The sequence below is a fragment of the Tardiphaga sp. genome, from assembly GCF_025356345.1.
In the GTDB taxonomy this organism is placed as follows: domain Bacteria; phylum Pseudomonadota; class Alphaproteobacteria; order Rhizobiales; family Xanthobacteraceae; genus Tardiphaga.
The window spans coordinates 1-11,044 of sequence record NZ_JANXTC010000182.1 but is presented as its reverse complement, the minus strand read 5'-3'; the positions used below and the strand labels follow the sequence as shown (position 1 = coordinate 11,044).

General features: G+C 63.3%; 10 protein-coding genes. 2 read left to right on the top strand and 8 right to left on the bottom strand.

All coding sequences use genetic code 11. The features are described from left to right. Nucleotides 1–210: 210 nt before the first annotated feature. Complete coding sequence (locus Q0S16_RS10735; protein ID WP_295848013.1) at nt 211–1,857, top strand: amidohydrolase; 1,647 nt, start codon at nt 211–213, stop codon at nt 1,855–1,857. A 15-nt stretch (nt 1,858–1,872) separates the two neighbouring features. Here Q0S16_RS10735 and Q0S16_RS10730 read toward each other — a convergent pair whose 3' ends face one another. From Q0S16_RS10730 to Q0S16_RS10700, 7 genes are all read right to left on the bottom strand, one after another. Next, nucleotides 1,873–2,574, bottom strand: coding sequence for an ABC transporter ATP-binding protein (locus Q0S16_RS10730; RefSeq protein ID WP_295848010.1), 702 nt, complete (start codon nt 2,572–2,574; stop codon nt 1,873–1,875). Next, nucleotides 2,567–3,301, bottom strand: coding sequence for an ABC transporter ATP-binding protein (locus tag Q0S16_RS10725; RefSeq protein WP_295848007.1), 735 nt, complete (start codon nt 3,299–3,301; stop codon nt 2,567–2,569). Before Q0S16_RS10725 ends, Q0S16_RS10730 begins: the two co-directional genes overlap by 8 nt. Next, complete coding sequence (locus Q0S16_RS10720) at nt 3,288–4,334, bottom strand: branched-chain amino acid ABC transporter permease (protein ID WP_295848004.1); 1,047 nt, start codon at nt 4,332–4,334, stop codon at nt 3,288–3,290. Before Q0S16_RS10720 ends, Q0S16_RS10725 begins: the two co-directional genes overlap by 14 nt. Nucleotides 4,335–4,461: 127 nt before the next feature. After that, nucleotides 4,462–5,682 carry a substrate-binding protein gene (locus tag Q0S16_RS10715; RefSeq protein WP_295848001.1) on the bottom strand — a complete coding sequence of 407 codons (1,221 nt, stop codon included), beginning with the start codon at nt 5,680–5,682 and terminating at the stop codon, nt 4,462–4,464. A 3-nt stretch (nt 5,683–5,685) separates the two neighbouring features. Next, entirely contained in the window at nt 5,686–6,543 is an 858-nt protein-coding gene (locus Q0S16_RS10710; RefSeq protein WP_295847999.1) for a branched-chain amino acid ABC transporter permease, read from the bottom strand. A gap of 33 nt (nt 6,544–6,576) precedes the next feature. Continuing rightward, a complete protein-coding gene (locus tag Q0S16_RS10705) occupies nt 6,577–8,091 on the bottom strand; it encodes an amidase (protein WP_295847997.1) in 1,515 nt (504 codons plus the stop codon). A 155-nt stretch (nt 8,092–8,246) separates the two neighbouring features. Beyond that, nucleotides 8,247–9,344: a substrate-binding domain-containing protein gene (locus Q0S16_RS10700; RefSeq protein ID WP_295848015.1), complete on the bottom strand. Its 1,098-nt coding sequence runs from the start codon at nt 9,342–9,344 to the stop codon at nt 8,247–8,249. Between the two features lie 216 nt (nt 9,345–9,560). Here Q0S16_RS10700 and Q0S16_RS10695 point away from each other — a divergent pair, with 216 nt between their 5' ends. After that, on the top strand, nt 9,561–10,004 hold the full coding sequence (locus Q0S16_RS10695) for a MarR family transcriptional regulator (RefSeq protein ID WP_295847996.1): 444 nt from the start codon (nt 9,561–9,563) through the stop codon (nt 10,002–10,004). A 371-nt stretch (nt 10,005–10,375) separates the two neighbouring features. Here Q0S16_RS10695 and Q0S16_RS10690 read toward each other — a convergent pair. Beyond that, on the bottom strand, nt 10,376–11,044 hold a 669-nt coding region (locus Q0S16_RS10690), incomplete at its 5' end, for an SDR family oxidoreductase (protein ID WP_295847994.1).

Sequence of the window (11,044 nt, the reverse complement as noted above, 5' to 3'; positions counted from 1 at the left end):
AGCAGGTGAACGCCGCCATTCCGAATAGCGCCACGGTACCGAATTGGCAGGCGCGCCCTGCTCATTCTGCGGCCTTGCCCCCCGGAATATTTTGGGTTTACCATTTTACAACACTTTCACGATCCCAACCACCGGCAGCGCCGGCGATCACGGCATCCCCCGCCCCATCGACACATCGACCGCGCCTGGCTCACCAGAAAGACCGATGACATGGAAACACCCAACCTCATCCTGACCGGAGGGCGCGTGTTCTGTGGCCTCAAGGAAGGTTTTGTCGACGCAATTGCGATGGCGGACGGCAAGGTGCTCGCGACGGGCAGCGTAAAGGAGATCTCCGAAATGGCCAGCGCCGAGACGAGGATCATCGATCTCGCCGGCCGCGTGGCCACGCCCGGGCTGAACGATGCGCACATGCATCTGCTTCCCTATGGCCTCACCATGAACCATATCAATCTGCGCCCTGAGAGCGGTGCCAACAGCATCGCCGAAATCCTTCGCCGTGTTGCCAAAAAGGCCAAGACCGCAAAACCCGGCGAATGGATCAAGGGGCGCGGATATGATCACAACGAACTGGCAGAGCGCCGGCACCCTAATGCCCAGGAGCTCGACACGGTCGCGCCCAACAACCCTGTGTGTTTGACACGCACCTGCGGCCATGTCGCGGTCATCAACACCGCCGCGATGCGCGAGGCCGGCATCGGCCACAACACGCCCTCGCCCGACGGCGGCCTGATCGAGCGTCGCGACAACAGACTGACCGGTTTGCTCGCCGAACGCGCACTGCGGCTCATCGTTGAAGCATCGCCGCGACCAAGCAAGGACGAGCTGCTGGCCGCCATCGACAGAGCGAGCCAGTTCATGCTCTCGCAAGGTTTTACCAGCGTGATGGACGCTGCGGTCGGCATGACCTCGGGCATGGACGAGATCGCGGCCTATGAGGAGGCGGCCAGCAACGGCACGCTGCCGCTGCGGGTCTGGGTTTGCATTTATGGCAACACCGATGGCATCGGCGACCAGGCGCACGAGGCCGGCTACCGCTTCGGCCGCGAGGTCGGAATGCTGCGCTACGGCGCCATGAAGGTGTTCGGCGACGGCAGCGCCGGCGGCCTCACCGCCGCGATGTCCGAGCCTTATCTGGTCGGCGATCCGGAGAATCGCGGTATCTTCTGCTACTCCGACGCGGAGATGCACCGTTTGCTCAGGCATTATCACGGGCTCGGCTACCAGCTCGCGATCCACGCCATAGGCGACGCCGCTATCGAGCAGGTGCTGTCGGGTATCGAGCGGGCCGGCACGCCGGACAACCCGGTCCTCGGCCGCCGCCACCGCATCGAGCATTGCGGCTTCCTCAGCGACAGCCAGATCGCGCGGATGGCGGCAATTGGCATCGATCCGGTGCCACAGCCGGTCTTCATGTATGAGTTCGGCGAACTCTACGTCACCAATGTCGGCCAGGCCCGCACCGACGTCGCCTATCCGATGCGAAAATGGGTCGACGCCGGCCTGCATCCGGCCGCCAGTTCGGACGCGCCGGTCTCCACCACCGACCCGTTCAAGAACCTGTTCACCATGACGACGCGGATGTCGAACCGCCATGCCGTGCTTGGCGAAGGTGAGAGGCTGTCGATGGAAGAGGCCGTGCACGCCTATACGTATTTTGGCGCGTACACCCAGTTCGCCGAGGCCAGGGTCGGTCGGCTGGTGCCGGGCCAGCTGGCGGATATCGCGGTGTTCAGCCACGACATCTTTACCTGCGCGCCGGAGCAACTAGAGACCGAGATCCGCTGCGATCTCACGATCCTTGGCGGTGAAGTGGTGTTCGATCGCCTTTCCCGGCCGGCGATCGCGGCGGAGTAACCGGCAGGCGTCACGTCATGGCGCGAGGAATTGCAGCAATCTAGGATCGTCGCGGATGTCCTCCGACGTTCCGGACAAAGCGACCGGGCCGCGATCGAGCACATAGGCACGGCTGGCGACACGCAGCGCCAGATCGAGATGCTGCTCGACGATCACGACCGCGATCTCCCTCGCCAGCAGGATGAGGCGCTCGGTGATTTCCTCGATCACGCCGATCCAGACCCCTTCGGTCGGCTCGTCAAGGAGCAGTATCTTGGGCTCCGACAACAGCGCGCGGCCGATCGCCAGCATTTTTCGTTCACCGCCGGACAACGTGCCGGCGGCCTGGTCGAGCCGCTGGCCAAGTTTCGGAAAGATCTCCAGCACGCGGTTGACGGCGCCGCTGTCGCGGTTGGTCAACGCGCCGACGGCGAGATTGTCGCGCACCGACAGCCGCGCGAACACCGCATGCTCCTGCGGCACGTAGCCGACGCCGGCGCGGATTCGCTGTTCGGTCGGCAGCCGGCCGACGTCACGGCCGTCGAGATGGATCGAACCGCCGAGCACCGGCAATTCGCCGACGATCGCCTTCATCAGCGTGGTCTTGCCGGCGCCATTGCGGCCGAGGATGGCGACGCCGCCGCGCCAGGGCACGCCGAGCGAGGCGCCGAACAGCACCTGGCTGCGGCCATAGCCGGCGTCGAGGTTCTGGATGTCGAGGAATTTATCATCAGGCACGGCGGAGATAGACCTCCTGGACGCGGGCGCTGGACTGGATATGCGCGATGGAGCCGGAGTCGAGCACGCCGCCCTGGTCGAGCACCGTCAGCCGGTCGCAGATGTCACGGATGAAATCGAGATCGTGCTCGACGATCACCAGCGAGCAGCGCGCCTTGATCGGCGCCAGCAACTCGCCTGTCACGCGGCGCTCCTCCAGACTCATGCCGCCGGTCGGCTCGTCGAGCAGCAGCAGTTTCGGTTCGGGGGCCAGCGCCATCGCAATCTCCAGCCATTGTTGCTGGCCGTGCGACAGCGCCGAGGCCGGGTCCGCGGATCGGTCGGCCAGCCGGAACTGCTCCAGCATCGCCATCACCCTGTCATGCAGGATGCCGCGGCTACGCGACATCACCAGACTGACCAGCGAGACCTGCGCCTGCAGCGCCAGCAGGATGTTGTCATACAGCGTCAGCGCCGGCAGCACGCTGGTGATCTGGAATTTGAGGCTCATGCCGGCGCGGGCGCGCTCGGCCGGCGAGAAATTGGTGATGTCGCGGCCGCCGAACGACACCGTTCCCTTAGTGGGAATCTCGGCGCCGGCGATACATTTCATCAACGTACTCTTGCCGGAGCCGTTCGGCCCGATCAGGCCATGAAATTCATTATCCGCGATCGTCAGGTCGGCGCCGCTCAGCGCCGTCAGCTTGCCGAAGGTTTTGACCAGACCGCGCGCTTCAAGAAGGACCATGGCGGCCTCCTTTCGGGGCGCGACCGAAATGGCCGACGCGCTCGCGCTCGCTGAAGATCAGGCTGATCAGACCGGCGGGGCGGAACAGGATCACCAACAGCAGCAGCGTGCCCAGAATGATCGGCCAGATATCCTGATAGGCGTTCGACAGCCAGAAGCTCACCGCCTCGATTACCATGGTGCCGATCACCGCGCCAATGAGGGTGCCGGCACCGCCGAACAGCACATAAAGCACCACCTGGGTCGACATCACCACGCCGAGCATGTTCGGCCAGACAAAACCCTCGTGGAAGGCGTAGAGGCTGCCAGCGAGGCCGGCAACGGCGCCGCTGAAGGAAAAGATGATCGCCTTGAGGTGCTGCACCTTGTAGCCGAAGAAGGCGATACGCTGTTCGTTTTCACGCAGGCCCGCCAGCGCCAGGCCGAATTGCGAGCGAACCAGGAAGCGGCAGGCGAGATAGACGGCAAAAAGAATGCCGAGCGCAAGATAATAAAACGCCGGCCCCTCGGTCATTTCGTAAGTCCCAAGCGTCATCGGTGGAATCGAGGGGATGCCGTTCTGGCCGCCGAGATAATACCAACCGCGCGCGAGGCGATCAGCGGCGTAAGAGCCGGTTAACGTTCCCAAAGCAACGAAGATCACGCTGGAGGGATGCCGGCCGAGCAACAGGAAGCCACCGAGCAGTAGCGCGAAGGTCAGTCCGATCAACAGGCCAGCGGGCAGCACCAACACCAGCGAGGTCGTACCGAGGTCGCGTGCAATCAGGGCGACGCCGTAGCCGGCCGAGCCAAAGAACAGCGCCTGACCGAAACTCATGATGCCGGCATAGCCCCACACCAGATCGAACGACAGCGCGAACAGGCAGAGGATCAGCACCCGCGTCGCGTAGACGGTGAGGTAGTCCTGCAACACCCATGGCAGCAGCAGTCCGATCGCCAGCACGATCAGCTCGACCGTCGGCAGCAGTTGGGCCCGACGCCAGCCTGAGCGCGGTTGCCCCGGCGCGGCGAGTGGGGTGGCAGTTTCGGTCATCGCTGTGCGCCACAGGGTGGGGAAAGCGAGGCGTGCCGATGTCGTGCCCCTCGCGCCGGCACGCCTGGGCACGGCGCAAGCGCGCCGTTGCCCACCCTACGATCTGTCAATCTCATCGCCATTCCCGTCAGCATTCCTTGGGATCGACGAGGCCGGCGCTGCGGGCGACGATCTCGTATTTGCCGCCCTTGGAGACCGCGGTGTACATCTTCATCTTGCAGTGTCGCTGGCCCGGCACCATCTCGGCCGGCCCGCCCGGCCCCTCTGCGATCTTGGCGTGGTCGAGCGTCTTGGCGACAGCCTCACGGTCGACGCTGCCGGCCTCCTTGACCGCCGCCTCCCACAATTTCAGGCCGCGATAGGTGCCGGTCGCGGCACTGCCGGCCGCGAACAGGAAGGTGCCGGGAAACTGCTTGTCATAGGCCGCCTGCAATTTGGCGCTGACCGGGTCTTCCGGCCCCAGCGCCTTGAAGTAGTCGAGACAACTGGCGAGGCCCTCGATCTCGTTGGGCTGGTTGATGCCCAGCGTATTCTCATCGTAGTAAACGCAGGCGAGACGACCGCCATTCTTCAAGAAACCCGCTTCATAGAGCTGTTTGAAGAACGGCCCGACGCCGGGCGGGATCACGGTGTTAAACACCACGTCGACCTTGCTGGAGATGATACGGTTGACGGTGGAGCTGAAATCGATTTGGTCGAGGGGATAGTACTCCTCCAGCACCACCTCGCCGCCATTGGCCTCGATCACTTTTCTCGCATAGACGTTCAACGTGTGCGGCCAGACATAATTGGCACTGGGCAGCGCGAATTTCTTGCCGCCGTTCTTGATCAGCCAGGGAATGAATTCGTCGCACTGCTGCGCCGGCGTCGGCCCGGTGCAGAACAGATAGGGCGTGCATTCCTTGCCCTCATAGAGCTGCGGATAGATGTACAGCGTCTTGCCGCGCGAGACGATAACGTCCTTGATGGCGTTGCGCATCGAACTGGTGATGCCGCCCAGCGTCAGATCGACCTTGTCGCGCTGGATCAGCTTTCTCACATTGCCGACGGCCACCGCCTCGTTCGACGCGGTATCCTCGATATACAGTTCGAGCGGACGGTTCAGCAATCCGCCGGCGTCGTTGATCTCCTTGATCACCATTTTCGCGACATTGGCGTCGGCATTGCCGGCATAGCCCATCGGCCCGGTCAAGTCGGTAGCGATGCCGACCTTGATCGGGCCGGCGGCCGCATTGGCCCAGCCCGCCGGGATCACCCAGCTGCCGACGCCGGTGGCGATCGCGGTACTGGCGAAGGCGAAGTTGGAGAGGAAGCGGCGACGGTTGAGCTGGCTGTTGTCGCGGTACATCGATCAGACCCCTTTTCCGGAAATCAGGCCCTGCGGCCTGAATTTGATGAAGATGATGGCAAGCACGAAGACGAGGACGTCGGCGATCACCGGCGAGATCACCCAGGGCAGCGCGGCGCTGAGCGTGCCGATCAGCCCCGCGCCGGCCACCGGACCGGCAAAGGAACCGATGCCGCCCACCATCACCGCGACAAAGCCCTGGATCAGGAAGCGCAGGCCGAGATCGGCGAACAGTGAGAACACCGGCACGATCAGCGCGCCGGCAAGACCTGCCAGCGCGGCGCCGAACGCAAAGGTCGCGCCGTAGATCGCGTTGGTGGAAATGCCGGAGGCGCGCGCCAGCGCCGGATTCTCCAGCGAGGCGCGAATTCGCAGACCGAAGGCCGTGCGCGCCAGCAGCAGATAGCTGCCCCCCATCACCAGCGCCGTGATGACAATGATCACCAGACGCCACGACGCGAAATGCATGGCGCCGAGATTGACCGAGCCACCGATCGGCTCCGGCACCGAGATATACAGGCCGCCGATCAGCCCGCGCACGACCTCGCGGATGATCAGGCCGAGCGCATAGGTGCCGAGCATGGCGATGATCGGCGCCGCGTAGAAGCGCCGTACCACCAGCCGCTCCAGCACGAAACCGAGCGCGCCGACCGCGAACGGCGCGACGGTCATGCCGAGCCAGACCGGCGCGCCGGCATTATGCACGACATAGGTGATATAGGCGCCGAGCAGCACGAATTCGCCCTGCGCGAAATTGAAGATGCCCATCATGCTGGCGATGATGCCGAGCCCGAGCACGACCAGCACCACGATCGCGCCAAAGCTCAGAATTTCGAATAGCGCGATGAAAAGATTGGCCATGCGGAGATTACCGGGTTCGCTGCCGCATGCCGCTCACATCGATTTCCAGTCGCCGGAGCGTTCAAACGCATGCGCGGCGCGGTAAATGGTCTGCTCGTCAAAATGGCGACCGACCAGCATCAGCCCGACCGGCAGGCCGTCGACCATGCCGCAGGGCAGCGACATCGCCGGATGATGCGTGATGTCGAACGGCGCGGTGTTCGGCAGCATCTCGAAGGCGCGCGCGATGTAATCCTCGCGACTGGCATCCGGCGCCGGCAGCGGCGTCGCCTTGATCGGCGTCGTCGGCATCAGCAGCAGGTCATAGGTCTCCAGCGCCTTGTCATAGGCCGCGGTGAGGCGGCGCGACACGTTGACGGCCTTGCCATAATAGCGCGGTCCGAAATTGTTGTTGATATAGGTGCCGAACAGCAGCATCAGCTTGGTGGTCTCGGACAGCGAGTCCGCCTGGCCACGCCAGCTCCGGTGCGCGTCCATCAGCGCGGTCGAATACAGGTCCGAGCGGCTGAGGCCGTAGCCATCCCCCATCATCATGGTCTGGGTCATGCCCTCGGTACCGATCGGCGTCCAGATCGCCGGCGCCAGCATGTGCATCGGGATCGAAACCTCCTCGACGATGGCGCCGAGGCTGGCGAGGCGCTTCGCGGCTTCGCGCACGCTTTCATTGACGGCGGCTTCGGCGCCGGCCTGTTCAAACCCTTCCTTGAGGATACCGATCTTCATGCCCTTGATGTCGAGGCCAAGCGACCTGGTATAATCGGGCACGACCGGCGACTTAATGCGCGGATCAAAACCGTCATCGCCGGCCAGCACCTCGAGCAGCAATGCATTGTCGGCGACGTTGGCGGTCATCGGACCGGTGTGATCGATGAAGATCTCGATCGGCATCACGCCGGTATAGGGCACCAGGCCCCAGGTCGGCTTCATGCCATAAACACCGCTGAACGACGCGGGCATGCGGATCGATCCGCCCTGGTCACCGCCGATCGCCATGTCGACTTCACCGAGCGCCACGACGACGGCGCTGCCCGAGGAGGAGCCACCCGCCGAATAGCCCATCTTGTGCGGATTATGGACGGGACCCGTCGCATTGGTGTGGCTGCCGCCGGACATGCAGAAGGATTCGCAATGCACCTTGCCAGCGATCTCGGCACCGGCATCGAGCATGCGGGTGACGATGGTGGCGTCGAAATCCGGCACGAAGCCTTCCAGCGTGGAAGAGCCATTCATCATCGGCACGCCCGCCAGCATGATATTGTCCTTCAGCGCCACCACCTTGCCCTTCAGCTTGCCGCTGGCGGCGCCCTTGACGCTCGACTTGCGGTACCAGGCATTGCGCGGATTTTCCTCCGGTCCAGGACGATAGCCGGGGGTGCGCGGATATTTCACCACCGGCACCTCGTCCGGCATCGCCGCCACCACATTGTAGGCGTCGACCGAGCCCTGCATCAGGCCGCGAAACGAAACCACGTCTTCATCGCTCAGCGCCAGGCCACATTGTTCGGCAACGGCACGCACTTGATCGGGGGTGGGAAGGGCGACGGACAAGGGGTTTCTCCGGATCAGGTTGCGAAAAGGCGACACGCGGATGAAAGGCGGAAGCGCGTCAGATCGCTGAAGGCGACCTCTTCACTAGAAACGGAAATGTTTTCCTTTTCAAGTATAATTTTACAAAGCGAATTTTCGACTGAGGTCGGAAACAGTCAGAATGTCTGGATCAGGCGAAAGTCCAGCCCATCGGCCTCGGCGAGATGGATCGGCATCCGCGCATTGCCGCGGCGAATGCGGACATTGCCGCGCGCGCCCTGGTAGTCGATATTAGCGGCCGCCGTCAGCAGCGGCCGCGCGGCTACCGACCCGGCACGCGTGGCGACGGTCTCCAGAAAACGAAGCCCTTCATAATTGGATTGCGCGATCGACCCTGGCGGTGGCGCATGGCGGCCGAACGCGGATTCGTAGTGGCCACGAAACGCATCATTGTCGCGCGACGCGGCGTCAATGAAATAGCCCGAAGCGCAGAACAGATTGTCGGTATTGGCCGCACCGATCCCCAGCAGGACGGTTTCGTCCATCGCCCCGCCCAGCCGCAGCATTTTCGCTCCGAGGCCCTGCTTTCCGAAGGCGCGGTTGAACAGAATGCTGTCGGTGCCGATCAGCGAGATCAGCACTACGTCAGGCTTCGCTGCGCGAATGCGCGCCAACTGGGCACTGTGGTCCTGAGCGCCCAGCGGCACGAACTCCTCGCCAACGACACGACCGCCGGCATCGGCGATATATTTCTTGGTCGCCTTGTGGGCGAGCCATGGCCAGACGTAATCGCTGCCGATCAGATACCAGCGCGACGCGCGCTTGACATTGGCCAGCCACTCGATCGCCGGGCGCGACTGGATCCGTGGAATCTCGCCGATCGCCATCACCCCGGGGGTTCGCTCGCCGCCCTCATAGACTGGCGTGTAGATATAGGGAATGTGCCCGGCAATGACTTTTCGCAGCGCTACGCGGACGGCGCTGATATGCGATCCCATGATAATATCAGCGTCCTCGCCGGAGACGATCTCACGGGCAGTGCGAACGACGTCGTCGATGTCGCCGCCGGCATCGAAAAAGGAGAGTTCAATCTCGCGGCCGAGGATACCACCGCGACGGTTGATCTCGGAGGCCGCCAGCAGCGTGCTGTTGGTGGCAGCCGGTCCCCATAAGCCGGCCGGCCCGGATTGGGTGATAAAGTTCGCGATACGCAATTTTTTGCGATAGCCACGCCGCTCGAACAGTTCCGGATCCGATGTCGGGGGAAACGGCATCGGCGGACCACCAGCCTTGTCGCGCAGCAACGATGGGAGCACGGCACTGTTCTTTCCAGATTCGGGGTCCGTCACCCGCCCAGCCTATGCGCCGGTAAAATCATCGGCAACCGAAAACATGCTTCGGAAAAGATTGAATATTCAAGGATTCGCATGCATAGAGAACATGCAAAGCCGCCCAATAATCACCCACCCTCAACGCACGAAGTACGCACCGTGGCCAAACCGCTGACGCCGAGCCGTCCCATCACCGAACATCTGGCCTATCTGCTGGCGCAAGCCAATCGCGAGATCAACCGTCAGCTTGACGCCCGGTTCCGCAAGGAAGGCGTGCCGGTCGAGCAGTGGCGCATTCTCAAGGTGCTGTCGGACGGAAAGGGCCATTCGATGGGAGACCTCGCGGAAGCCGTGCTGCTCAACCACCCGACACTGACCAAGATGGTCGACCGCATGGTGTCCGACGCTCTCGTCTACCGCGTGCAGGACGCCGACGACCGCCGCAAGGTGGTGATGTTTTCCTCCGACCGCGGCAAGGCGTTGACCCAGCGTCTGAATGCTCTGGCACTCAGCCAGGAAGCCCACATCGCCGAACACTACGGCAACAAGGCTACCGCGGATCTGAAGCGGTTGCTGGAAAGCCTGATCGAAAAGGCGAATTAGGGCTTTGGCGCTGTCATTCCGGGGCGCGCGCAGCGACAGTTGCGATCGCCCCCGGAATCCCGCGATGTTTTGCGCTAGACATATCGAGGTTCCGGGTTCGCGCGCGGCTTGCGCCGCCCGCGCCCCGGAACGACAGTCATGATCACCCCAGATACTTTTTCAAAATCGACGCGCCCAGCGTCGCCTATACTGTTCAATGTTTTTTGTGCAGCTTGGATAAATTGTAGGCGGGTCGAGGCCAAAGAAGCAGTCCAACCAGGGCTGGCGTCCGTCCCGCGGCACCACGACAGCTGCGCACAACGTCGGGTCGTTGAGTTCATCTCGCACGCGACGCCCTGCGACGGAAAGGGCGCCGCGGCTTTCAATTCCGGTCAGACCGCCTTGGTCAGTGCGCCGTCGATGATCAGATTGGTGCCCGAAATCCGGCTCGCCATCGGGCTCGAAAGGAACACTACGCCAGCCGCGACTTCCTGTGGCGTGCCGAACCGTCCGCTGCGATTGGCCGCCAGCGTGGATTGATAAAGCTCAGGCGATCCGGATTCAATGTTGTGCCAGATGCCACCTTCGAAATAGGTATTACCCGGCGACACCGCGTTGACGCGAATGCCCTTGGTCACCAACTGGCTGCTCAGCCCCTTGGCGTAGTGGATCAGCGCGGCCTTGATCGCACCGTAGGAGCCCGCTGCGAAGTCGACCTCGAAGCCGGACACGCTGGAGACGATGACGATCGAGGCCGCCTTCGATTGCTCCAGATAGGGCAGCGCCGCCGCGACCGAATGAACCGTATGCATCATGTCGACGCGAAACGATTTCTCCCAGCTTTCGGCGGTGTCGCCGACCGCCAGCGCGCTGACATTGCAGATGACGGCATCGACGCCGCCGAATTCGGCGGCGGCGCCGTCGATCCACTGCCTCAGCGCGACGGGATCGCCGACGTCGAACGCCTGGCCCCACGCCTTCACGCCCTTGGCGGCGAGTTGCGCGACCACGGCATTCACTTCGGCGGCGTTTCGCGCGCAGATCGCGACATTGGCGCCTTC

What these genes read in the sequence shown, in the direction of transcription:
- Q0S16_RS10725 (WP_295848007.1), bottom strand. Translation starts at nt 3,301, where the DNA reads ATGGTCCTTCTTGAAGCGCGCGGTCTGGTCAAAACCTTCGGCAAGCTG.
- Q0S16_RS10720 (WP_295848004.1), bottom strand. Translation starts at nt 4,334, where the DNA reads ATGACCGAAACTGCCACCCCACTCGCCGCGCCGGGGCAACCGCGCTCA.
- Q0S16_RS10700 (WP_295848015.1), bottom strand. Translation starts at nt 9,344, where the DNA reads ATGCCGTTTCCCCCGACATCGGATCCGGAACTGTTCGAGCGGCGTGGC.
- Q0S16_RS10710 (WP_295847999.1), bottom strand. Translation starts at nt 6,543, where the DNA reads ATGGCCAATCTTTTCATCGCGCTATTCGAAATTCTGAGCTTTGGCGCG.
- Q0S16_RS10715 (WP_295848001.1), bottom strand. Translation starts at nt 5,682, where the DNA reads ATGTACCGCGACAACAGCCAGCTCAACCGTCGCCGCTTCCTCTCCAAC.
- Q0S16_RS10735 (WP_295848013.1), top strand. Translation starts at nt 211, where the DNA reads ATGGAAACACCCAACCTCATCCTGACCGGAGGGCGCGTGTTCTGTGGC.